The organism is Marinomonas sp. HM11-D, from assembly GCF_057626615.1.
In genome coordinates this window covers 38,947-61,099 of sequence record NZ_JBMMKT010000004.1, presented here as the reverse complement: position 1 = coordinate 61,099, position 22,153 = coordinate 38,947, and the positions used below count along the sequence as shown (strand labels likewise).

At 46.9% G+C, this 22,153-nt stretch carries 21 protein-coding genes; 12 read left to right on the top strand and 9 right to left on the bottom strand.

From position 1 onward, the window contains the following. Positions 1–98: 98 nt before the first annotated feature. Both acnB and ACOSVP_RS07070 read right to left on the bottom strand, forming a co-directional pair. Positions 99–2,699, bottom strand: coding sequence for a bifunctional aconitate hydratase 2/2-methylisocitrate dehydratase (gene acnB / locus ACOSVP_RS07075; RefSeq protein WP_487347093.1), 2,601 nt, complete (start codon positions 2,697–2,699; stop codon positions 99–101). Positions 2,700–2,920: 221 nt separating this feature from the next. Further along, positions 2,921–4,642, bottom strand: a complete 1,722-nt coding sequence (locus tag ACOSVP_RS07070; protein WP_487346794.1) for an SUMF1/EgtB/PvdO family nonheme iron enzyme — start codon at positions 4,640–4,642, stop codon at positions 2,921–2,923. Positions 4,643–4,737: 95 nt separating this feature from the next. Between ACOSVP_RS07070 and ACOSVP_RS07065 the strand changes: the two genes are divergently transcribed. Beyond that, positions 4,738–5,349: a MiaE family protein gene (locus tag ACOSVP_RS07065; RefSeq protein WP_487346793.1), complete on the top strand. Its 612-nt coding sequence runs from the start codon at positions 4,738–4,740 to the stop codon at positions 5,347–5,349. Positions 5,350–5,469: 120 nt separating this feature from the next. Then, entirely contained in the window at positions 5,470–5,781 is a 312-nt protein-coding gene (locus ACOSVP_RS07060; protein ID WP_487346792.1) for a hypothetical protein, read from the top strand. Between the two features lie 32 nt (positions 5,782–5,813). Here ACOSVP_RS07060 and ACOSVP_RS07055 read toward each other — a convergent pair whose 3' ends face one another. The 4 genes from ACOSVP_RS07055 to queC all read right to left on the bottom strand — a co-directional run bounded on the left by ACOSVP_RS07055 (position 5,814) and on the right by queC (position 8,549). Further along, positions 5,814–6,593 (bottom strand): UDP-2,3-diacylglucosamine diphosphatase, encoded by a 780-nt coding sequence (locus tag ACOSVP_RS07055; protein WP_487346791.1) that lies wholly within the window; start codon positions 6,591–6,593, stop codon positions 5,814–5,816. Positions 6,594–6,597: 4 nt separating this feature from the next. Then, on the bottom strand, positions 6,598–7,095 hold the full coding sequence (locus ACOSVP_RS07050) for a peptidylprolyl isomerase (protein ID WP_487346790.1): 498 nt from the start codon (positions 7,093–7,095) through the stop codon (positions 6,598–6,600). A gap of 34 nt (positions 7,096–7,129) precedes the next feature. Then, on the bottom strand, positions 7,130–7,780 hold the full coding sequence (gene queE, locus ACOSVP_RS07045) for a 7-carboxy-7-deazaguanine synthase (protein ID WP_487346789.1): 651 nt from the start codon (positions 7,778–7,780) through the stop codon (positions 7,130–7,132). A gap of 109 nt (positions 7,781–7,889) precedes the next feature. Continuing rightward, positions 7,890–8,549, bottom strand: a complete 660-nt coding sequence (gene queC / locus ACOSVP_RS07040) for a 7-cyano-7-deazaguanine synthase QueC (protein WP_487346788.1) — start codon at positions 8,547–8,549, stop codon at positions 7,890–7,892. Between the two features lie 170 nt (positions 8,550–8,719). Between queC and ACOSVP_RS07035 the strand changes: the two genes are divergently transcribed. The 5 genes from ACOSVP_RS07035 to cysS all read left to right on the top strand — a co-directional run bounded on the left by ACOSVP_RS07035 (position 8,720) and on the right by cysS (position 13,873). Next, positions 8,720–9,664, top strand: coding sequence for a GNAT family N-acetyltransferase (locus tag ACOSVP_RS07035; RefSeq protein WP_487346787.1), 945 nt, complete (start codon positions 8,720–8,722; stop codon positions 9,662–9,664). 1 nt (position 9,665) lies between these two features. Continuing rightward, positions 9,666–10,388: an AzlC family ABC transporter permease gene (locus ACOSVP_RS07030; RefSeq protein WP_487346786.1), complete on the top strand. Its 723-nt coding sequence runs from the start codon at positions 9,666–9,668 to the stop codon at positions 10,386–10,388. Then, positions 10,381–10,710, top strand: coding sequence for an AzlD domain-containing protein (locus ACOSVP_RS07025; protein WP_487346785.1), 330 nt, complete (start codon positions 10,381–10,383; stop codon positions 10,708–10,710). The genes ACOSVP_RS07030 and ACOSVP_RS07025 overlap by 8 nt, the downstream gene beginning before the upstream one ends. A gap of 101 nt (positions 10,711–10,811) precedes the next feature. After that, complete coding sequence (locus ACOSVP_RS07020; protein WP_487346784.1) at positions 10,812–12,482, top strand: glutamine--tRNA ligase/YqeY domain fusion protein; 1,671 nt, start codon at positions 10,812–10,814, stop codon at positions 12,480–12,482. 8 nt (positions 12,483–12,490) lie between these two features. Next, the gene (cysS, locus tag ACOSVP_RS07015) at positions 12,491–13,873 is read left to right on the top strand and encodes a cysteine--tRNA ligase (protein WP_487346783.1); all 1,383 of its coding nucleotides are present in this window, start codon (positions 12,491–12,493) and stop codon (positions 13,871–13,873) included. Between the two features lie 61 nt (positions 13,874–13,934). Here the strand turns inward: cysS and ACOSVP_RS07010 are convergent, their stop codons facing one another. Then, complete coding sequence (locus ACOSVP_RS07010; protein ID WP_487346782.1) at positions 13,935–14,372, bottom strand: universal stress protein; 438 nt, start codon at positions 14,370–14,372, stop codon at positions 13,935–13,937. Positions 14,373–14,427: 55 nt separating this feature from the next. Here ACOSVP_RS07010 and ACOSVP_RS07005 point away from each other — a divergent pair, with 55 nt between their 5' ends. After that, positions 14,428–14,901 (top strand): hypothetical protein, encoded by a 474-nt coding sequence (locus ACOSVP_RS07005; RefSeq protein ID WP_487346781.1) that lies wholly within the window; start codon positions 14,428–14,430, stop codon positions 14,899–14,901. On the opposite strand, the gene ACOSVP_RS07000 is transcribed toward ACOSVP_RS07005, so the two are convergent. Then, entirely contained in the window at positions 14,898–15,518 is a 621-nt protein-coding gene (locus ACOSVP_RS07000) for a DNA topoisomerase I (protein ID WP_487346780.1), read from the bottom strand. The two genes, ACOSVP_RS07005 and ACOSVP_RS07000, sit on opposite strands and share 4 nt — an antisense overlap. Before the next feature lie 326 nt (positions 15,519–15,844). Here ACOSVP_RS07000 and topA point away from each other — a divergent pair, with 326 nt between their 5' ends. From topA to ACOSVP_RS06985, 3 genes are read left to right on the top strand one after another with little or no spacing between them, the layout of a single operon-like run. Continuing rightward, on the top strand, positions 15,845–18,472 hold the full coding sequence (gene topA, locus ACOSVP_RS06995) for a type I DNA topoisomerase (protein WP_487346779.1): 2,628 nt from the start codon (positions 15,845–15,847) through the stop codon (positions 18,470–18,472). Next, a complete protein-coding gene (locus tag ACOSVP_RS06990; protein ID WP_487346778.1) occupies positions 18,469–18,939 on the top strand; it encodes a DUF6586 family protein in 471 nt (156 codons plus the stop codon). The genes topA and ACOSVP_RS06990 overlap by 4 nt, the downstream gene beginning before the upstream one ends. 2 nt (positions 18,940–18,941) lie before the next feature. Then, positions 18,942–19,211 (top strand): hypothetical protein, encoded by a 270-nt coding sequence (locus ACOSVP_RS06985; RefSeq protein ID WP_487346777.1) that lies wholly within the window; start codon positions 18,942–18,944, stop codon positions 19,209–19,211. Between the two features lie 85 nt (positions 19,212–19,296). On the opposite strand, the gene lexA is transcribed toward ACOSVP_RS06985, so the two are convergent. After that, positions 19,297–19,923, bottom strand: coding sequence for a transcriptional repressor LexA (gene lexA / locus ACOSVP_RS06980; protein ID WP_487346776.1), 627 nt, complete (start codon positions 19,921–19,923; stop codon positions 19,297–19,299). A 70-nt stretch (positions 19,924–19,993) separates the two neighbouring features. On the opposite strand from lexA, the gene dinG reads away from it, so the two are divergent. Beyond that, positions 19,994–22,117 carry an ATP-dependent DNA helicase DinG gene (gene dinG, locus ACOSVP_RS06975; protein WP_487346775.1) on the top strand — a complete coding sequence of 708 codons (2,124 nt, stop codon included), beginning with the start codon at positions 19,994–19,996 and terminating at the stop codon, positions 22,115–22,117. The last annotated feature ends 36 nt before the right edge of the window (positions 22,118–22,153 follow it).

Sequence of the window (22,153 nt, the reverse complement as noted above, 5' to 3'; positions counted from 1 at the left end):
CAAATAGAGAAGGGCGCTGATAGCGCCCTTTTTTGTGCCTGTGCTGCAATAAAAAACCGCTTAGTTGCCTAAGCGGCTTTTAAAGCTATTTGAAGCCATTACGCGGGCGCATCAGTCGCGATCACAGAAGACGCTTTCTTCACGTACTCCCCCATCTTATCGAAGTTCAAGTAGTTATAAACTTCAGCAGACATGCTGTCGATCTTGCTGGCGTACTCTAGGTACTCGTCAGGCGTAGGCAGTCTTCCTAATAGAGACGAGACCGCCGCCAATTCAGCAGAGGCTAGATAAACATCCGCACCATTACCTAGACGGTTAGGGAAGTTGCGGGTTGAGGTCGAAACAACGGTTGCTTTATCGGCCACACGGGCTTGATTACCCATACACAAAGAACATCCTGGCATCTCCACCCGTGCACCTGCTTTACCGAAAATGCTGTAATAGCCTTCAGCAGTAAGTTGTTGCTGATCCATCTTAGTTGGTGGAACAATCCATAGGCGCCCAGGCACCACTTTGCCAGCGGCTTCTAGAAGTTTACCTGCAGCACGGAAGTGACCGATGTTGGTCATACAAGAACCGATAAAGACCTCATCAATGCTGGCGCCTTGAACCTCTGACAGCAGGCGTGCGTCATCTGGATCGTTAGGTGCACAAAGCACAGGTTCTTTTAAGCTGTCTAGATCGATTTCGATAATGGCCGCGTATTCGGCATCTGCATCAGCACGCATTAGGCTTGGCTTGGCTAACCAAGCTTCCATGGCTTTGGCGCGACGCTCTAAGGTGCGAGGGTCACCGTAACCTTCTGCAATCATCCAGCGCAGCATAACGATGTTAGATTTTAGGTATTCTGCGACAGACTCTTCCGATAAATTGATCGTACAACCCGCAGCCGAACGTTCAGCGGAGGCATCAGACAATTCAAACGCTTGTTCCGCGGTAAGATGTTCAAGACCTTCGATTTCTAGAATGCGGCCAGAAAAGACGTTTTTCTTGCCCTTCTTCTCTACCGTTAAGTGTCCGTCTTTGATGGCTTGATACGGAATAGCGTGCACCAAGTCACGTAAGGTAATGCCAGGCTGCATAGTCCCTTTAAAGCGCACCAATACCGATTCCGGCATATCCAATGGCATGACACCTGTTGCCGCAGCGAAGGCCACCAAACCAGAACCTGCAGGGAAAGAAATACCCAATGGGAAGCGTGTGTGAGAGTCGCCGCCAGTACCGACTGTATCCGGTAGCAGCATGCGGTTTAGCCAAGAGTGAATAATGCCGTCACCAGGGCGTAGTGAGACACCGCCTCGGTTCATAATGAAATCCGGCAGTGTGTGGTGCGTAACAACGTCAACTGGCTTAGGGTAGGCCGCAGTATGACAGAAAGACTGCATCACTAAATCAGAACTGAAGCCTAAGCACGCAAGGTCTTTCAGTTCGTCACGGGTCATTGGGCCGGTGGTATCTTGAGAACCTACGGTGGTCATTTTTGGCTCGCAGTAGGCTCCAGGACGAACGCCTTCAAGACCGCAAGCTTTGCCCACCATTTTCTGTGCTAGGGTATAACCTTTTCCAGAATCCGCTATGTCGCCCGCTTTTAGGAATAGGTCTGAGTTACCTAAACCAAGGGACTCGCGGGCTTTATTTGTTAGGCCGCGACCGATGATCAATGGAATGCGGCCACCAGCACGCACTTCATCAAGGACGACTTGCGTTTTTAGGGCGAAGTTAGTGATAACCTCGTCATTGCCGTGTTTTTTAATAACGCCTTGGTAAGGGTAAATGTCGATGACATCGCCCATTTCAATGCCGTCCACATCCATCTCGATCGGTAAGGCACCTGCATCTTCCATGGTGTTGAAGAAGATTGGCGCGATTTTACCGCCGATACAGACTCCGCCAGCACGTTTATTTGGGATAAATGGGATGTCTTCCCCCATGTGCCAAAGTACCGAGTTGGTTGCTGACTTGCGGCTAGAGCCCGTGCCGACAACGTCGCCCACATACACTAATGGGAAGCCTTTCTGTTTGAGTTCGTTGATCTTAGTAATAGGGCCAACTTCGCCATCCACATCCGGTATAATGCCGTCACGTGCCATCTTAAGCATGGCATTGGCGTGCAGCGGGATGTCCGGGCGAGACCAGGCATCTGGCGCAGGCGATAGGTCGTCTGTGTTGGTTTCTCCGGGTACTTTAAATACGGTAACGGTGATTTTATCAGCTAACTTAGGCTTAGACGTAAACCATTCGCCATCAGCCCAAGACTGAATGATTTGTTTAGCGAACTCGTTACCGGCTTTTGATTTCTCTTCAATATCATGGAAGGCATCAAATATAAGCAGCGTATGAGACAGTGCTTTCACTGCGATAGGGGCAACCTCGGCATCATCAAGACAATCGATCAATGGTTGGATGTTGTAACCACCCAGCATTGTCCCGAGTAGTTCGGTAGCAAGTTTTTTGTCAATCAGAGGTGAAGACACTTCGCCTTTAGTGATGGCAGCAAGGAAGCCAGCTTTAACGTAGGCCGCTTCGTCTACCCCTGCTGGGATGCGATTTTTTAGTAGGTCAAGAATAAATTCTTCTTCGCCGGAGGGTGGGTTTTTAAGCAGTTCAACAAGAGCAGCGGTTTGCTCTGCATCTAACGGTGTCGCTGGAATACCCTGAGAGGCACGCTCTTCGACGTGTTTACGGTACGCTTGTAACATCATTGTTCCCCTTACATTTGACATCAATTTTGTGAATCGATGTTATTTAAGCCTCCACTACACAGATTGCATATGAGTCTCATGCAAGCAGAGTGAGGCGCTGGCAAATTGAACACTGCAATCATTGTATATAAAAAACGGCACTTTGGAGTGCCGTTAGCTATTTAAATGGATAATAGGGGGTATTTATGCTGCTTATTTATTGTGCAGGCATAACAAAGTTACGGTGATACTAGACGTACGACACGGAAGCCCCAGTTGCTTGCGCGTAAGGTTGGCTCGGCCCTATAACGCGTAGCGCTTCGACCTACAGCGGGCACATCAAACCAAGAGCCGCCGCGTAATACACGGCCATCGCATTGATCCGATAACCACACCTGATTGGAAGTGGGGGCACCCTGATAATTCTCGTGATAGCAATCCTCGACCCATTCGGCGACATTACCGTGCATGTCGAATATGCCCAACGGATTGCTGGCTTGAGAGCCGACAGGTGCGGTTGAAACACCATCCCATTGGCTGCCACAGCTTTCACAAACACTGTAACCAGGCTTAACTTCATTGCCATACCAGTAGGCGGTAGTTGAACCCGCGCGAGCTGAATATTCCCATTCGATTTCTGTGGGTAGGCGATATTCCGCCCCCGTTTGCTCAGATAGCCATGCAGTATAAGCCTTGGCATCGTACCAACTGATATTGATCACAGGGCGACTATCGCGCCCCCAACCATTGTCTGGCGGTAGTACTCGCCCCGTTGCTTTGGCAAAGCGGTCAAACTGAGCAAAGGTAACTTCTGTTTTGCTAAAGTAAAACCCCGTAGGGATGTCTACTTCATGTACGGGGGATTCATTTGCATCCCCTGAGCCATTGATATCACCCATTTGAAATTTTGCCGGGGCGATCTTTTCAACTTTAGGTGCCTTACCACCGTCTTTGAGCTCTTCCTCTAAAATCTGTGGCAAAGCATCAAAGCGACTTTCTACACTGGCAACCGGTGTGCGAGCTGCTTGAGGTGGTTGTTCTGGGTCAGAAGGCCATAAAAGAGTGGCTGCAATCGTGGAAACGGCAATCAATCCAAGGCCTGCGCCGGCATAAACCGTTTTTGATGGTTTGACTCTAGGTGGTGGCGGTGGTGGCTCAACATTAGCTTTAGCGCTGTTAATAAATAAATTAGCACGCAGAAAGCGCATGACTTCCACAAGAGATTTGGGGCGATGTCGCTCAGTCGGACGAGCCCATTGTTTGATCTTCTTCCAAGTCTCTTGATCAAGTTGATCGTGATGATGAGGCAAGGCGTCAACCTTACCATTATCTAGCCAAGATTCTCCTACTAATGCTGCGACCAGTAGGCGCATAAACATATAGTTATCAGAGGCCACTGACATGCTGGGGCGGCGTTTTGTGTATTCCGGTGGAATAAAACGGCCATCCATGTCTTGATCGGTGATTTTATCTAGCCAGCTGTGCGTACCAAATCCAGTGAGCACACCGGCTCCGTTTACGATGTGAACGCTGCTTAAATCCAAATGACCATGAATGTAGCCATGTTGATGTACTTGATCCAAAGCTTTAGCAATCGGATCAAAGATGCTCAGTACGATATTTAGTGAAGCACCATCAGGGTATTTGCCAAGATAGCTAAATAAACGTTCACCACCACAAAGGGTGTAAATCGAAAATACCCATAAGTTCGAGTAAAACGGTGGGTAACTTCGTGTAATAGAAGGGTGGTTCAACTTAGCATGTCGGCGTGCAATGGATAAAAACTGGTTCACATCACCGCGATCTGAGCGATAAAAACGCAGCACAAATGACTGGCCGCCTTGGTCGGCAACCCACACACTTCTATCGTCGCTCAATGGATAGTTAAGTACGTAAGGATCAACCTCCACGCCAACTTGCTGTCCAATGCTTAGTTTCGTTACATCGTAATATTGATTCATTGCCGAATTGATATCCAAATCAATGTTTTGCTTGTGCTGATAATGCGGCTCAATCAGAGTATAATCCGTTTTTTTTCAGAGAAAAGGTAGCCTTGATGTTAACTGATTATCCCGAGTTGGTAGAGTTTTTGCCATGTGAGTCCCCAAAAGAGTGGGTTCAATGGGCTTTAGAAAACGAAAGCTTACTATTAATCGATCACGCTCACTGCGAGAAAAAGGCTGCATCCACGGCGATGAACCTGATGTATCGCTATGTAGATCGGGGAAATCTGCTGCATAAAATGTCTCAGCTTGCTCGTGAAGAGTTGTTGCATTTTGAGCAAGTACTTAAAATCATGAAAAACCGTGATATCGAATACTGTCATCTTGAGGCGTCACGCTATGCTAGCGGCTTGCGTCAGCATATTCGTACCCACGAACCGGCGAAACTGATTGATACCCTTATTATCGGTGCCTTTGTTGAAGCGCGTTCTTGTGAGCGTTTCGCGGTATTGATCCCACATCTAGATGATGAGGTGGGTAAGTTCTATAAGTCGCTTTTGAAATCTGAAGCACGTCATTTTGAAGATTATTTATCGCTGGCTGAAGAATATGCCGGTGAACCAATCGATGATCGTGTGCAGTTTTTCCGCGAAGTTGAACGCCAGCTCATTACCGAGCCAGACGTTGAATTTCGTGTGCACAGCGGCCCACCAAAAGCGGCCTAATAACTTCTCTAAGAACAATCGTTTACTTAATTAAAACAAACGTTTGTAAAGAATTCCCTTCACAAACGTTTTTGATGTGCTAATCTCGAAGTAACTGCTCTAACAAGAGGAGGGCTTAAGATGGGCACACAAACAAACGATTTATTGCCAGATGTGACTTATTGGCTAACATTGCAGATTGCCAAGAGTGATCCAGGTATCGATCTTGAGCAAGTGTATCAAGGGACTGTCGAGCTTGATTATTTATATCAAGTGCTAACAAGTAAGGCACAGCAACACTGGTGGTCTAAATACGGTGTTGAGTTAAGTCCGGTAACGGTTAACAATGCCTTCTTTCGTGCAATCGCCGTCCTCCATGATCGCAATTTAGAGTACAAGCGCTCTAGAAACCGTGCTGAAACGGATTGGGTGAGAGAGCTACTTCATTTATAAAAAAAGAGCAGTTTAACTGCTCTTTTTTGTTTTTAGGCCAATGCTAGGCAATGGACCTTTTGCCAGTCTTTGATCTCTACTGTGTTTTCAAGATAAGCCGGTGTTGCGATTTGGTATTGGCTAATGCTATCCGCTGTCATCACAGCGTACCAAATACATTGGTCCCAATCGCCAAGCACGAGACGTGTTATATTTTCGTCTTGATGTAGTGCCGGACGATGGGTATGACCATGAATCAATAAATCCGTATCCAATGGCAAGGATTCATTAATCGCACCGATATTCACATCCATAATGGCCATATCCTTATCAGCAGACATGCTTTTAGAGTCGTCCCGTAGCTTTTGGGCCAAGGCTAAACGCTGCTCTAATGGCATGCTTAGTACTTGCTGTTGCCATGCTGGCTGACGCACCATAGCGCGAAACGCTTGATAAGCTTGGTCATCAACACAAAACTCATCGCCATGGGTCAGTATAATCTTCTGCTTACTAGTTCCCAGTAGAGATTGATCGTTAAGCTCGATTACATGATTGCGCTTAAACCATTCTTTACCGACAAGGAAATCACGATTACCGGCGATAAAGTAGCTAGTGATCTGATGCTGATGTAACTTGGCAAATTGCTGGTCGAGGGCCTTCATCCATTCAGGTTGGAAATCGTCGCCAATATAGGCTTCGAAAAAATCCCCGAGGATATACAGCTCTGTGGTTTCAGTGTTTTGGCAAATTTCATCGGTTAAATGCACAAACGCCTGGATTAAATCCAGGCGTTTGTCACTCAAATGTAAATCTGAGATGAAGTATCGAAGCATGCGCTTATTCTTTGATTAGCTCAGCTGACTCGATGATTACGTCTTCAGCAGGAACGTCTTGGTGGCCTGCTTTGATCGTTGTCTGTACTTCTTTGATCTTGTTCACAACGTCCATGCCAGCCGTTACTTTACCGAATACTGCGTAACCCCAACCGTCTGGAGTTTTGCTGCGGTGGTTTAGGAAGCTGTTGTCAGACACGTTGATGAAGAACTGAGCTGAAGCAGAGTGTGGGTCCATCGTACGAGCCATTGCTAGAGAGCCTGCTACGTTTTCTAGACCGTTGTCAGCTTCGTTTTCGATTGGTGCGCGTGTGTCTTTTTGTTTCATGCCTGGCTCAAAACCGCCACCTTGAATCATGAAACCGTTGATGACACGGTGGAAGATCACGCCGTTGTAAAAGCCTGATGTTACATATTCTTCGAAGTTTTTAGCCGTTTTTGGCGCTTTCTCGTAGTTAAGTTCGATAGTGATATCGCCAAAATTCGTATGGAAAACGATCATGTAACTTTTCCTTTAAATAGTTAGGTGTAATAAATCAATCAATGCCAAGCATTTTATGTGTTTGTAGACTCAGACGCCACTGTGGATGTTGCAAACAGTAACGAATCGTCTGTGCTTGAGCGTCATCAATGCGCTCACGACCTTCTGGAAGAGCGCCTTGATCCATTGGTTGGAGGTAAAAGTGCTCGAATTCAAGGTCTGTGAACAAATTAGGGGGTAAATGTTCCTGCGGAAAGACCAGTTTTAGCTCACTGCCGCGGTTCACGACCAGTGGATCAGCCGTCTTAGGGCTCACGCAGATCCAATCAATACCATCGGGAAGGGGAAGGGTGCCGTTGGTTTCGATGGCTAAGGTGTAGTGAGACGCTTTCGCGGCAACAATGAGTTCATCGTCGAGCTGTAACGCAGGTTCACCGCCAGTGAAAATCAGATATTTATGCCCCATGTCTTCTGGCCATAAAGTATCTAGGTGTGCGATCAAGGCTTCTGCTCGGTCAAACTTGCCACCATTTTGTCCGTCGGTACCGATAAAGTCGGTATCGCAGAACTGACATTGGGCGCTGGCGCGGTGTTTCTCTTTGCCAGTCCATAGATTGCAGCCAGTAAAACGGCAAAAAATCGCAGGACGACCGGCGTGAGCGCCTTCTCCCTGTAGGGAATAGAACGCTTCTTTAATCGAATACATGGTTATTCCTTCAATCACCCGAAAACAGTCGGGGCTGATAGTGATAACAGTCATTAGCGAATTGCTTGGCAAAGGCTAAATCGGGTTAAGCAAGAATCTTAGTTAATAATTAAGCTTCGTAAGTTAATGGGTCTGTCACGCCTTGTTCTGTAAAGGCTTCTAAACGTTCATTACAAGCACCACATTTGCCACAGGCTTTTTCGCGACCGTTGTAGCAAGTCCAAGTATCGGCGTAGTCCAAGTTCATGGCTAAACCGGCAGCTAAAATCTCGCCTTTAGTGCTGTTTAAAAATGGCGTAACGATTTCAACCGGCTCGTAGTTAGCAATTTTCGATACGGCGTTCATGGCGTGCACAAACTCAGGGCGGCAGTCAGGGTAAATATGATGATCACCTGAATGGGCGCCGTAATACACTTCTGGCGCTTCGAGTGATACCGCATAAGCAATGGCCATGGATAACAGCACCATATTGCGGTTCGGCACGACGGTATTTTTCATACTGTCTTCGGCATAGTGGCCTTCTGGGATCTCGATATCGCTGGTCAGAGATGACCCCGCCATCAGGCTGTTAATTGCAGAAATATCGACGATCTTGTGAGAAATGCCGTGTTTCGCACACACCTCGGCCGCCACATCTAATTCTTTGCTGTGGCGCTGACCGTAGTTAAACGACAGTGCGTAAACCTCTTTTCCTTCGGCCAGTGCTGTGTGTAGCACTGTGTAAGAATCCATTCCTCCTGAATAGACCACAACGGCTTTGTTTGACATGGAATGTTTCCCCTTCGTTTCAAGGGCGCGAATTATAGCAAATAGCCTTTGAGTAGCCAGTCTTAATAGGTAATTGCCTTAATTGATGGACGATAAATGGCTTGTGCGTAACTGGTTACGCATATAAACTGCGTAACCAGTTACATATAGATTTAATTGAGGTGTTGCTCATGGAGCAATTTGGCATTTTGTCACTAGGTAGTCGTTTAAAGCGTCTGAGTGATTTTCTCTACAGTGAAGTTCAAGCGGTTTACAGCAAAGAATCGCTGATGATTTCCTCCACTTACTTTCCGATTTTGCGTTTACTGCAACAGGAAGAGTCCCTGTCGGTGGTGCAAATGTCGGAGCGTCTAGGCTTGTCTCACCCCGCAGTCAGTAAGCAAGTGACTAAAATGCTCAAGGAAGGCTTGCTGCTTAAGGTTCAGGATGAGCATGATCAGCGCCGCTCGGCCATTTGTTTATCAGAGTTGTCTCGTCAGGAAATGCGTAAAGCCGAGCCCGTATTGGCGGCAATTGGTAGTGAATTGGAGTTCTATCTTAATTGCGTGTCAGGATCGTTTTTGCAGCAACTGGAAGGCTTGGAAAGTAACTTGCTGAATGGTCCTTACGCTCAGCGCGTCATTCTTCGACTGCATCCCGAAATGCTAGCAATTCGGGATTGCCAATCTAGTGAAGATTTTGCTGCCTTTAAAGCTTTGAATATGGCTTGGTTGGAGCGTTTCTTTGTCGATGATATCTACGAGAAAGACCATCTATTGCTAAATGCCCCTAAGACTCAGATTTTGGCGAAAGGCGGTAAAGTCAAAATTGCTGTGCTGAAGAATCAAGTGGTTGGCGCATATTTCATTATGCCGAGTGATCAGGGAGTGATGGAGCTAGGAAAACTGGCAGTCAGTGATCAATTTCAACGTTTAGGCTTGGGCGAGAGCTTGTTGCTAGACGCTATTAATGAAGCCGAAGCGCTGAATGCGACAACCTTGATGCTTGAATCGCATACTTCATTAATCCCTGCATTGGGGCTGTATCGTAAGCTTGGCTTTGTGGTGGATCCTTCTAGTGCGCAATACAGTGTACCGCGCGCCAATATTCGCATGATAAAGACCTTAGGAGCCTAGCATGAACGCCTATCAAAACGCTCAACGGGGTGCTTTGGCTTCTATCCCCATGATTATTGGCGGTATCCCCTTTGGCTTGCTATTTGGTTCGCTAGCCGCGGCTAATGATCTCAGTATCTGGTTTGCGATCGCTATGTCGAGCATTGTCTTTGCTGGCTCGGCGCAATTTGTGGCGCTTGGTTTAATTGCTGCTGACGCGCCGCTGTGGGTGATTGTATTGACGACCTTTGTGGTGAATTTGCGTCATATCTTGTATGCCGCGGACATGTTGCGCTTTGTAAAGCATTTGCCTTTGAAGCTGCGCTTATTAATGGGTTTTGGTCTGATTGATGAAACCTATGCGGCGGTGCGCCCTATGTACGACATGGGGTCGGCTGATACGACCAATGGCCATCAAGTGTATATCGGTTCTTTTTTAAGTTTTTATCTGATGTGGAATGTCACCACCATTCTGGGTGCGTTGGCGGGGGAGTTTATTCCAGGTATCAGTGAATGGGGCTTAGAGTTTGCCATGGTGGCGACCTTTATTGGGATTGTTACGCCTTACCTTAAAAGCGTTCCCTATTGGGGGGCGTTTGTCGTGGCGCTTGTGGCCTCGGTTGTTCTTAGAGAGATGCCTAATCATCTTGGACTGATTATGGCTACCTTGTTAGCGGTGCTGACCGGTTATTTCTTGGATCGACTTTCCGGCGCTAATTACAAAGGAGGGGCGGCCAATGTCTAGTCTAGAACTCATCATAATTATTGCGGGGATGTTTGTGGTGACCTACGGGATTCGCGTGGTGTTGTTCGCCAGTGCCCATAAAGCGGAAATTCCCGAATGGCTAGATAAAGCCCTTAAATTTGTGCCGATTTCAGTACTGACTGCCATTATCGCACCCATGTCGCTGACCAACGGTGACGGGCTGGCATTAAGCTTAATGAATCCATGGTTTGTTGGCGCCTTGACCTCATTGGTGGTGGGATTAGTGTTTAAGCGTCAATTGCTTACTATTTGCGTGGGGGTGTTGGTGTTTTTCTTAATGAAATTGTTTGTTGGTGCCTAGAAATCGCTTTTGAGCGTACCCATAGACAAAGAAAATCAGATATACTCATGCGCTAATTTTTCTAATCGTTACATGAACACCAATCGGGATTCGAACATAACATGTCAGAAGCGTCTAAAACTGGGAATTTCATCACCCAAATTATTGATAAAGATAACGAAACTGGCAAACATGGCGGCAAGGTACTAACTCGCTTTCCGCCTGAGCCAAACGGTTATCTTCACATCGGCCATGCTAAATCTATCTGCCTAAACTTCGGCATTGCACAGCGCTACCAGGGCCAATGTAATTTACGCTTCGACGATACCAACCCTGAAAAAGAAAGCGTTGAGTACATTGAATCCATCAAACGTGATGTGGAATGGCTAGGTTTTAACTGGGCGGATGAGCCTAAGTACGCTTCTGACTACTTCGATCAATTGTTTGATTTTGCTTGTGAGTTGATTAAAGCTGGCAAAGCATACGTTTGTGAACTGAACGCTGAACAAATGCGTGAATACCGAGGCACTCTAAAAGAGCCTGGTATGAACAGCCCCTTCCGTGATCGTACGCCAGAAGAAAACTTGGCGTTGTTCATGGACATGCGTGATGGTAAATACGCAGACGGTGAAAAAGTGCTACGTGCAAAAATTGATATGGCTAGCCCTAACATCAATATGCGCGATCCAATCATCTACCGTATTCGTCACGTTCATCACCACCAAACAGGTGATAAATGGTGCGTTTACCCAATGTATGACTTCACACACTGTCTATCGGATGCGCTAGAAGGCATTACGCACTCTATTTGTACCCTTGAATTCCAAGATCACCGTCCGCTTTACGACTGGACATTGGAAACACTGGATACATTCCACCCGCAGCAAATCGAATTTGCTCGTTTGAACCTTAACTACACAGTGACAAGTAAGCGTAAGCTGAAACAGCTAGTAGACGAAGGTCATGTGGAAGCTTGGGATGACCCACGCATGCCAACGATTTCAGGTATGCGTCGCCGTGGTTTTACACCAGCGTCGATCCGTAACTTCTGTGAACGTATCGGTGTGACTAAGTCTGACAGTATTGTTGACGTAGGCATGCTAGAACACGCTATTCGTGAAGACTTAGATGCGAATGCTAACCGTGCGATGGCGGTGCTAAACCCAATCAAGGTGACGCTAACCAACTACCCAGAAGATAAAGAAGAAATCTTCACGCTTGGTAATCACCCGAAAAACGAAGAATCCGGTACGCGTGAAGTGCCATTTAGCAAAGAGCTTTTCATTGATGCGGCTGACTTTGAAGAAGTTGCACCGCGTAAATGGAAGCGTCTAAGTCTAAATGCTGCCGTTCGTCTACGTGGTGGCTACGTGATTACTTGTAATGAAGTGATTCGTGATGAAGCCGGTAACGTGGTTGAACTGCTATGTACTTACGACGAAAACACGCTAGGCGTAAACCCAGAAGGTTACAAGCCAAATGGTGTGATTCACTGGGTAAGTGCTAAGCACGCGGTAGACGCAAAAGTTCGTCTATACGATCGTCTATTTAATGACGAAGCGCCTGATGCGAAACACGAAGGCAAAACATTCCTAGATTTCATTAACCCAGAATCTATGTCAATTGCGGAAAATGCGAAACTTGAGCCATCTCTAGCGCAAGCGGAGCCAGGCGTAGGTTTCCAATTTGAGCGTGAAGGTTACTTCTGTCGCGACCTTAAAGCAGACGGCATGGTGTTTAACCGTACTGTGACACTACGTGATTCTTGGGCGAAAATCGAAGCGAAAGGCTAAGGCATAGCATGTTAAAAGTTTTTAACACCATGACCGGCAAGAAAGAAGAATTCAAGCCGATCGAGGAAGGTAAAGTAAAAATGTACGTATGTGGCATCACAGTCTATGACTACTGCCACATCGGTCACGCCCGCGCGATGATTTCCTTTGACGTCATCACGCGCTTCTTGCGTCATCTTGATTACGATCTAACGTTCGTGCGCAACATCACCGACGTAGATGACAAGATCATCAAGCGTGCAGAAGAAAACGGTGAGACGCCAGCTCAGTTGACTGAGCGTATGATTGCTGCCATGCATGAAGACGAAGTGGCGCTGGGTAACAAGCTTCCAGACTTGGAGCCAAAAGCGACTGAGTTTATGCAGCAGATCATCGATATGATCCAAGTACTGGTAGACAAAGGCTTTGCTTACCAAGGTGAAAGCGGTGATGTGTATTACCGTGCTAGCAAATTTGAAGAGTACGGTAAGTTAAACAACCGTAAGCTGGAAGAAATGCTAGCCGGTGCGCGTATCGAAGTGGAAGCGTCCAAAGAGCACCCAGCAGATTTCGTGTTGTGGAAACCAGCGAAAGCGGGTGAGGTGTCTTGGGAGTCTCCATGGGGTAAAGGTCGTCCTGGTTGGCACATTGAGTGTTCTGCGATGTCGACGCACTGTCTTGGCAATCACTTCGATATTCACGGTGGCGGTCCAGACCTTAAATTCCCGCACCATGAGAACGAAATTGCCCAATCGGAAGCAGCAACCGGTGAGCAGTATGTAAACTACTGGATGCACTGTGGCGCGGTACGCGTGAACAACGAGAAGATGTCTAAGTCCTTGGGCAACTTCTTCACCATTCGTGAAGTGCTAGAGAAGTTCAATCCAGAAGTCGTGCGTTACTTGATGGTATCAAGTCAGTACCGTAGTGGCATTGACTACTCTGATGCTAGCTTGAAAGAAGCCAAAACAGCGCTTGAGCGTTTGTATACTGCGCTTCGTGGTCAAGCGATTGCAGAAAGCTTTGTGGCAACGGATTACACCACTCGTTTTGAAGATGCGATGCGTGATGACTTCAATACGCCGGTGGCGCTGTCTGTTCTGTTTGAGCTAGTGCGTGAGCTAAATAAAGCCCGTGCTGACGGCAGTGATCAAGCGGCAACCCTAGCGGCAGAGCTGAAAGCCTTGGCGGACATTCTTGGTTTGTTAGCGCAAGATCCGGAATACTTTATGCAAAACAGTACGCTAAACGAAGGTTTATCGGCTGAAGAGATCGAAGGTTATATTGCTGAGCGCGCTCAAGCTCGTAAAGATAAGAACTTTGCGCGCAGTGATGAAATTCGTGATCTGTTGCTGGAACAGGGCATTACTTTGCTGGATACCCGTGAAGGCACTACTTGGACACGCGGTTAATCTAAGTTAATTCGGCATTAAAAAGGGAGGCTTAGCCTCCCTTTTGTTTGTGATTCTAGAATTAGTGACTAGATTTAACGCGCACCGCTAGAACGTCGCATGGTGCACCGTGCAAAACGCCATTTGCGGTTGAACCTAGTAATAGCGCTAAGCCGTGTCGTCCGTGGCTACCGACCACGATTAGGTCGGCTTTGATTTCTTCTGCTACTCGGTGAATTTCGCTTTCGATACCGCCTTGGGTCACGATGGTGGATTCCACTGGGATATCAAGTTGATCAACCAATGCGGCCATGTGTTTCGTGGCAGTGGTTTGAAGTTGTTCTTGGATATCGCTTACATCGATCGGCACATCGCCGCCGTAGGCGTAGTTAAGAGATTCGATAACGTGGATAATGGTGAGCTGGCCTTCAAAGGCCTTGCACATTGCCGCGGCCTTGTTGGCAACTTTAATACTTTCATCCGTTAAATCCACCGCTAAAACAATGCGTTGGTAGGGCATGGGATACCTCCAATGTTTGGGTTCCATTTGTTCTCGACAATTTAAGAGTAATTCAATGACAGCCTTAATAGTAGTATTTATTACCCTTTCCTTGATGGGATCGGCATTATGGATCATGCCGTCAAAGCGTGAGCGTCAAAAAATGGCGTTGCGTATGTTGGCGCGTAAGTGTGGCATAACAGTGCAGCTGACTTCAGTGGATCTACCGGATAAATGGGATAAGATGACCACCAAAGAAAGTGTCTGCGCTTACCATAAATACCGTGAAAAGCCGCTCAAAGATTTTTCCGAAATCAAGCTGTACCCTTATGAAGTGTGGAAGCACGATTCCATTTGTCAGGGATGGTATGCCAGTCAGCCATTTGCGTTGGAAGAGAAAATCGCTAAGTTGCTTGAAAAGCACCATGAGGTGTTTGTAGCGATTGAAATCACGCCAAGCAGTGTCAGTCTGTTTTGGCGCGAAAAAGGCGATGAGAGCGTTGTCGAAGATGCTAACGCTATTATTAATGCGCTACTGCTGGTGCGTTAAGTGCCTTTTGCGCCAGATTGGTCTTCGATTTCCAGGGTATGCATAAATTCTGATAGCGCTTCTTCTGGGTTATCAGAATCTTGGATCGCCATGATCTGAGGGGTGATGATTTCCTTCATGCGATCATCCACAAATTTTTCCAACTGTTTTTTCTCAGCACGATCAATGTTGTTTGATTTTAAGTGCGAGTGGATCACGCTATACAATGTCTGTGCAACACGCATATCGCCTGAATGGAAGTTTTTGTTGGCTTGGACAACCTGGCGATTGAGCTGAATCCATAGATTCAACCAGCGTAAGTAGGAATAGCAAAGCTTGTAGTGGGTGTTGCTGATGCGTCCTTTGCGGCGCATATACAGTAGCATTTTAGCCGCTTTGGTAAGGCGTTCTTTGTATTTGGTTTTCTCGTGGAAGCTCATTTCATCGGGTTCTAGATTAAGCTCCGCTGGGGCGTTTTCTCGTTCGGCTTCCGCTTTCGCAATGCGCTCTTCGATTTTTTCTGGATCGTCAGAGTAGGAAGTCAGTTCGCGCAGGCTCTCTAAATAGAAGTCGTAGAAAACATCGCTGACAATCATATCCGTGTTGAGGTTGCGCAATCCGATAATATGTTGCTCCATTCGGTCTGCGCGATTTTGCAGTTGAAGGTACTTTAGGCGACGCTCTTTTAACTCTTGCTCTTTCTGGTGGGCACGCGATCCTATTACCACTGAAACCAGTACGATTATGAAAAGAATGACTATAGTTAAGATCTGGAGCGTAGCCATGATTGTCCTTTTTAAATGATTTCAGTATGTTAAAGGGCAAATGCTGGACTCGGCAATAGGAATGTTGCGAATCTCACAGGGATTGCTTGTCATATATTAGCGCTTTGCTTAATATCTGCGCCCCTAAAGTATTCTAAGCACGTTCATCTTTCAAAAGTAATTAAGGCTCGAACAACCCAATGGCTAAATCTCTGGTAATCGTGGAATCGCCAGCCAAGGCGAAAACTATTAACAAATATCTCGGCAACGACTACGTCGTTAAGTCGAGTGTTGGTCATATTCGAGATCTTCCTGCCGGTACGACGTCTACGTCTACTCCACAAGAACGTGCTAAGCAGGCGGCTCTGACTCGTAAAATGAGTCCTGAAGAGAAAGCCGAATACAAACGTACAAAATCACGTAAACAGCTTATTAATCGTATGGGCGTCGATCCAGAGCATAATTGGGAAGCCCATTACGAAATTTTGCCAGGCAAAGAAAAAGTCGTAGAAGAACTACGTCGTCTGGCTAAAAATGCTGAAACCATCTATCTCGCAACCGACTTGGATAGAGAGGGGGAGGCAATTGCATGGCATTTACGAGAAGCGATTGGTGGTGACGATACCCGCTACAAGCGCGTGGTGTTTAACGAAATCACTAAGAACGCCATCAAGTCTGCATTTGAAACGCCATCCGATTTGGATATGAACCGCGTTAATGCACAGCAAGCGCGTCGCTTCCTAGACCGTGTCGTGGGTTTTATGGTGTCACCACTGCTTTGGGCGAAAGTCGCTCGAGGTTTGTCGGCAGGCCGTGTGCAATCGGTTGCCGTACGTCTGATTGTTGAACGTGAAAAAGAGATTCGTGCCTTCATTCCTGAAGAATTCTGGGAGCTAGACGCTAACCTTGCTACCAAGGATAAAGCCAATATCACCTTTGAAACGGCTAAGTATCAAGGTAAAGAATATCGTCCGACCTCTAAATCTCAGTCAGATGAACATGTTCAGCGCATTGAAAAGCTACCATTTAATGTGGCTAGCCGAGAAGATAAACCAACGCGTTCTAAACCATCGGCGCCATTTATTACCTCAACGCTGCAGCAAGCGGCTAGTACTCGTCTAGGTTTTGGCGTTAAGAAAACCATGATGTTGGCACAGCGCTTGTACGAAGCAGGTTACATCACCTACATGCGTACTGACTCGACCAACTTAAGCCAAGAAGCAGTTGAAGCGGTTCGTGAATACATTCAAGGCAACTTTGGTGACGCTTACCTACCAGCGGAAGCGTTGCGCTATTCAAGCAAAGAAGGCGCACAAGAAGCCCACGAAGCGATTCGTCCTTCTAGTGTGACTGTGACGCAGAACATGCTGCAGGGCATGGATAAAGATGCGCACCGTCTTTACGATTTGATTCGTAACCAGTTCATTACCTGTCAAATGACGCCTGCAGAATACACCTCGACCACGATTACAGTGATGGCGGGTGAATATGAGTTGCGTGCAAAAGGCCGTATCTTGCGCTTTGACGGTTACACTCGTGTGCTGACACCAGTGGGTAAAAAAGCGGAAGACACTATCCTGCCAGATGTACAGCAGGGTGAGCAGCTAACGCTGATTAATCTAGATCCTGAGCAACACTTTACCAAGCCAGCTGCCCGTTACAGTGAAGCAAGCTTAGTTAAAGAGCTTGAGAAACGTGGCATTGGTCGTCCATCGACTTACGCGTCGATTATTTCCACCATTCAAGATCGTGGTTATGTGCGGGTTGAAAACCGCCGTTTCTATGCGGAGAAGATGGGGGACATTGTCACCGATCGTCTTGTGGCAAGTTTCGATGATCTGATGAACTACAGCTTTACCGCACAAATGGAAGAAAAGCTGGATGATATCGCTGAGGGTGAAAAGGACTGGATTAAGGTTCTTAACAGCTTCTACGAAGATTTCAGTCAAACGCTGAACCAAGCGGAAGCCGAAGAAGGCGGTATGGCTCCAAATGAGCCAACGCCAACGGATATTCCATGCCCAACCTGTGGTCGTCCTATGCAGATTCGTACCGCGAGTACGGGTGTGTTCTTGTCTTGTTCAGGTTATGCATTACCGCCCAAAGAGCGTTGTAAAGCCACTATTAACCTAGTGAGCGGTGATGAAGCGGTTGCTGTAGACGATGAAGAAGGCGAATCTAAAGCGCTGATTAATAAGCATCGTTGTGACATTTGTGGTTCGGCGATGGATAGTTACCTGGTCGATGAGCATCGTAAGCTACATGTGTGTGGTAACAATCCTTCATGCCCTGGCTACGAAGTGGAGCAGGGTGCATTCAAACTAAAAGGCTACGATGGCCCAGTCATTGAATGTGATAAATGTAGCTCTGAAATGCAGCTGAAAACGGGTCGATTTGGCAAGTACTTTGGTTGTACTAACGAAGAGTGTAAGAACACTCGTAAGCTTCTGAAGAATGGTGAAGTGGCTCCGCCGAAGATGGATCCAGTGTCAATGCCGGACTTGGCTTGTCAAAAGGTAGAAGACCATTACGTATTGCGCGATGGTGCCACGGGTCTGTTCTTAGCGGCTAGTCAATTCCCACGTAAACGTGAGACGCGTCCACCGTTGGTTAAAGAGTTGAAGCCGTATATGGATCAGATTGATCCTAAATACCACTACTTTGATACAGCGCCAGTGCAGGATGAAGAGGGGAATCCAACGGTTATCCGTTATAGTCGTAAGACTAAAGAGCAGTACATTATGACTGAAGTGGATGGTAAGCCTACGGGTTGGAAGGCCTTCTACGAAGGTGGTAAGTGGAAAATCGAACACGGTAAGAAGAAATGAGCGGTTCCAGCTTAGCGAGTGTTACTAACCAGCGTTTAGATGCTGCTCGTCGTTTATTGATTCAAAGCCAGGATGCAGAAAGTGACTGGATGACTCAGAGTTTTGAGTCATCTGCCTTGTTTCAACTGCGCAGTGGTCTGAATGGCTTGCTACAGGAAGTGAGAACCTCATACAGTTTGCAAGGTCAGCTAGAGATTGAGTCACTGATTAAATCTTGCCATGATAAAGGCATTAGCGTGCCGGTTCTGGTAGAATTGGCGCAACTTAAGAATAATAGCCAGTCTTGGTTGGCTCAATTGTTCACCGCATTTAACGCAGCGTTAGAGTGTCAAGTTGGCAACAATGCCTACGCAGCAGACGTTGAATTGATCGGTCGTGGAACCGATGCTGGTGCTTCCACAAAATTCATTTTAAGCTCACTGACTGAGCTAGTCTTACGCTTTCGTGAAGACGCAGCAGAATATTGATAATGAAAGATACTTACTTAGAAATAGTAGAACTCGAAAATGGTGAAATCGTTCTTCGTCCAGCGGGTGAAGACGATGATAAAACGCCTATCGCAACGCTGACTATCTCTGACGATACCAAAGATTTTCTAAAAGATCGTTACTTTGAATTAGCCAAGTGCATGTTCCATGCGGGCATCGATTTTGTGTACTCGGAAGATTTTGGCGACTTCGATGGTATGGGTGAAGCGGATGCGCCCGATGAAGATTTTATGCCGCGTATTTTGCACTAGGGTTTTGCTTTAACCGCCTAGGATAGATACAAAAAAGGCATGGCTTGATACTATCAAGCCATGCCTTGTTTATTTCTGATGTGGCTTAAATACCACGACGGATGACACCGACGGACAGGCCTTCAATGGCGAAGTCTTCGCTTTCTAGGTCAACAATGATGTCGGAAAACTCTTCGTTCTCTGGGATCAAGCGCACTTCGCGGCCTTTTTGCTCAAAGCGCTTAACGGTCACCTCATCGCCAATACGGGCGACAACGATTTGACCATTGCGTACCGTATGGGTTTTGTGGACGGCCAGTAGATCACCGTCTAGGATGCCTGCATTTTTCATGCTCATGCCGTTTACCGATAACAGGTAATCTGCTTTTGGTGAAAACATCTCGGCTGCAATGCTGATGCGTGAGTCGATGTTTTCCTGAGCGAGAATAGGGTAGCCCGCAGCGACACGACCGATAATAGGCAAGGTGCCGTCTTCGTCATTGGCACTGCTAGCTGGCTCTTGATCCACTAGGCGGATGCCTCGGGAAGCGCCAGAAAGCATTTCGATCGCGCCTTTTTTGCACAGTGCCTTAAGGTGTTCTTCGGCCGCATTAGGTGAACGGAAACCTAAGCGCGCAGCGATCTCAGCACGAGTCGGTGGGAAACCAGTTTCGTTGATGAATTCGCGTATTGTCTCGAGTACATCGGACTGTCTTTTTGTTAATTTAATCATATGGCATCTGTTTGTTTATACAGTTACTGTTATTATATACAGCTAATAATTAATTGCTCAACTAAAATCCATGCTTTCAGACTCGATTAAAGAAAAAATTCAAACGGCCTACCGTGCATATCTTGATGCGAAAGGGCATAAGGCACGTGTTGGTCAGCGTCATATGATCGCCACCATCGCTAGAACCCTTGGCAATATTAAGCAAGGAACGGAAGGTGAGCGTCTCGGTGAGAAGCATGTCGCTGTAGTGGAGGCGGGCACGGGTACCGGTAAAACCCTGTCTTATTGTTTATCAGCGATCCCAATTGCCAAAGACAAGGGTCTTAAGCTGGTCATCTCTACTGCTACCGTTGCCCTCCAGGAGCAGATTCTTCATAAAGAATTGCCAAGTTTGTTAGAACATACCGACTACAGTTTTCGCTACACCTTAGCCAAAGGTCGTGGTCGCTACATGTGTCTTAATAATCTTGAGAGTTTTTTAAGTGCGGAAGAGCAAGCTACCGAAGATATGTTTGCAGGATTGTTTGAGCAACATTTGGCGGCCGATGATGTAAACACCGTTCTGTATCAAGAAATGGACGATGCCATTCGCGCCGGCAAATGGGATGGAGATAAAGACAACTGGGAAGGGATTGTTCGTGAGCAAGACTGGCGTCGACTGACTACCGATCATCAGCAATGCACCAACCGCAATTGCGCGAACTTTTCTGCCTGCCCATTCTTTAAGGCTCGTGCCGAGCTTGAGACCGCCGATGTGATTGTGGCCAACCATGATTTGGTGTTGGCGGATTTGTCTCTTGGTGGCGGTGCCATCTTGTCTGATCCGAAAGAAACTATCTATGTGTTCGACGAAGGCCATCACCTGCCGGATAAAGCCATTGGCCATTTCCGCCACGAAGTGCGTTTGCAGCAGAGTATTAGCTGGTTAAAACAACTCGACAAAAATCTTATCAATTTGCGCCAAGAGTTAACGGAAGAAATCAGTACAACAGGGCAAATCTTACTGAAAATCCCGCAGCAAATTCAGAGTACGGTTAATTTTATCCAGTATGTGCAGCAAGGTTTAGCGCCCTTTATCCAGAATCTAGGATTGGATCAAGAAACGCGTCAGCACCGTTTTGAGTTTGGTGTGATTCCTGATGAACTGCGCCAACTGGCTTACAGCTTGGCCATGTCTTATCAGAAGCTGTTTAATCAGATTGAAAACATTCAGGATGAATGTAAAAAGGTTAAGCAAAATGAAGGCATGGGGATCAAGGAAGACACTGCTGAGAACTGGTTGCCAATTCTTGGGGTGATTTTAGGGCGCCTAGAGGCCTGTACCGAACTTTGGAAATTGTATTCGACCCAAGATGATCAAAACTATCCGCCAAATGCCCGCTGGCTCGTGGTGGTGGGTCAAGGGATGGATCAAGATATCGAGCTTGGTGGTTCGCCGATCCTTGCAGCTCATACCTTGCGTATGCAGCTGTGGGACAAATGCTTTGGTGCAGTGGTGACTTCCGCCACGCTGACGGCGTTAAACGAGTTTCATCGCTTTAATATGCGCTCTGGTGTGCCGCGCGAAAGTGAATATCTGCGCGTGATCAGTCCGTTTGATTTTGCCAATAAGGGGACGCTGGTAGTGCCAGACATGGAATCTGAGCCGAATCATGCAGACGCACACACCAAAGAGTTGATCAAATACCTTAATGATAAGGTCGATACTAAGCTTGGCTCCTTGGTGCTGTTTTCTTCTCGTCGTCAGATGGAGGAAGTCGCGGCAGGAATCAAAGACGATCTGAAAGATATCTTGCTGATGCAGGGTGAACAGTCCAAACGCATTATCCTAGATAGTCACAAAGACGCCATTGATGCGGACAAAGGTAGCTTACTATTTGGTTTAGCCAGCTTTGCCGAAGGGGTCGATTTGCCCGGTAATTATCTGACCCGGGTGTACATTGCGAAGATTCCGTTTGCGGTGCCAGATGACCCAGTTGAGGCGACTTTGGCGGAGTGGATTCAAAAGCGTGGTGGTAATCCATTTATGGAAATTACCATTCCCGATGCGTCGCTCAGACTGGTTCAGGCAACGGGGCGATTGCTGCGTAGCGAGAACGATAGCGGTGAAATTCATATCCTAGATAAGCGCTTAAAAACCAAGCGCTACGGTGCGCAGCTGATTAACAGCCTGCCACCCTATAAGCAGATTTAACAAACTAAAGGTGATAATGCCGAGTCATTTAGGTAC

What these genes read in the sequence shown, in the direction of transcription:
- ACOSVP_RS07010 (WP_487346782.1), bottom strand. Translation starts at nt 14,372, where the DNA reads ATGCCCTACCAACGCATTGTTTTAGCGGTGGATTTAACGGATGAAAGT.
- acnB (WP_487347093.1), bottom strand. Translation starts at nt 2,699, where the DNA reads ATGTTACAAGCGTACCGTAAACACGTCGAAGAGCGTGCCTCTCAGGGT.
- ACOSVP_RS07000 (WP_487346780.1), bottom strand. Translation starts at nt 15,518, where the DNA reads ATGGAGCAACATATTATCGGATTGCGCAACCTCAACACGGATATGATT.
- topA (WP_487346779.1), top strand. Translation starts at nt 15,845, where the DNA reads ATGGCTAAATCTCTGGTAATCGTGGAATCGCCAGCCAAGGCGAAAACT.
- lexA (WP_487346776.1), bottom strand. Translation starts at nt 19,923, where the DNA reads ATGATTAAATTAACAAAAAGACAGTCCGATGTACTCGAGACAATACGC.
- ACOSVP_RS07025 (WP_487346785.1), top strand. Translation starts at nt 10,381, where the DNA reads ATGTCTAGTCTAGAACTCATCATAATTATTGCGGGGATGTTTGTGGTG.
- ACOSVP_RS07050 (WP_487346790.1), bottom strand. Translation starts at nt 7,095, where the DNA reads ATGATCGTTTTCCATACGAATTTTGGCGATATCACTATCGAACTTAAC.
- ACOSVP_RS07060 (WP_487346792.1), top strand. Translation starts at nt 5,470, where the DNA reads ATGGGCACACAAACAAACGATTTATTGCCAGATGTGACTTATTGGCTA.
- ACOSVP_RS07065 (WP_487346793.1), top strand. Translation starts at nt 4,738, where the DNA reads ATGTTAACTGATTATCCCGAGTTGGTAGAGTTTTTGCCATGTGAGTCC.
- ACOSVP_RS07070 (WP_487346794.1), bottom strand. Translation starts at nt 4,642, where the DNA reads ATGAATCAATATTACGATGTAACGAAACTAAGCATTGGACAGCAAGTT.
- ACOSVP_RS06990 (WP_487346778.1), top strand. Translation starts at nt 18,469, where the DNA reads ATGAGCGGTTCCAGCTTAGCGAGTGTTACTAACCAGCGTTTAGATGCT.
- ACOSVP_RS07005 (WP_487346781.1), top strand. Translation starts at nt 14,428, where the DNA reads ATGACAGCCTTAATAGTAGTATTTATTACCCTTTCCTTGATGGGATCG.
- ACOSVP_RS06985 (WP_487346777.1), top strand. Translation starts at nt 18,942, where the DNA reads ATGAAAGATACTTACTTAGAAATAGTAGAACTCGAAAATGGTGAAATC.
- cysS (WP_487346783.1), top strand. Translation starts at nt 12,491, where the DNA reads ATGTTAAAAGTTTTTAACACCATGACCGGCAAGAAAGAAGAATTCAAG.
- queC (WP_487346788.1), bottom strand. Translation starts at nt 8,549, where the DNA reads ATGTCAAACAAAGCCGTTGTGGTCTATTCAGGAGGAATGGATTCTTAC.
- ACOSVP_RS07055 (WP_487346791.1), bottom strand. Translation starts at nt 6,593, where the DNA reads ATGCTTCGATACTTCATCTCAGATTTACATTTGAGTGACAAACGCCTG.
- ACOSVP_RS07020 (WP_487346784.1), top strand. Translation starts at nt 10,812, where the DNA reads ATGTCAGAAGCGTCTAAAACTGGGAATTTCATCACCCAAATTATTGAT.
- ACOSVP_RS07035 (WP_487346787.1), top strand. Translation starts at nt 8,720, where the DNA reads ATGGAGCAATTTGGCATTTTGTCACTAGGTAGTCGTTTAAAGCGTCTG.
- ACOSVP_RS07030 (WP_487346786.1), top strand. Translation starts at nt 9,666, where the DNA reads ATGAACGCCTATCAAAACGCTCAACGGGGTGCTTTGGCTTCTATCCCC.
- dinG (WP_487346775.1), top strand. Translation starts at nt 19,994, where the DNA reads ATGCTTTCAGACTCGATTAAAGAAAAAATTCAAACGGCCTACCGTGCA.
- queE (WP_487346789.1), bottom strand. Translation starts at nt 7,780, where the DNA reads ATGTATTCGATTAAAGAAGCGTTCTATTCCCTACAGGGAGAAGGCGCT.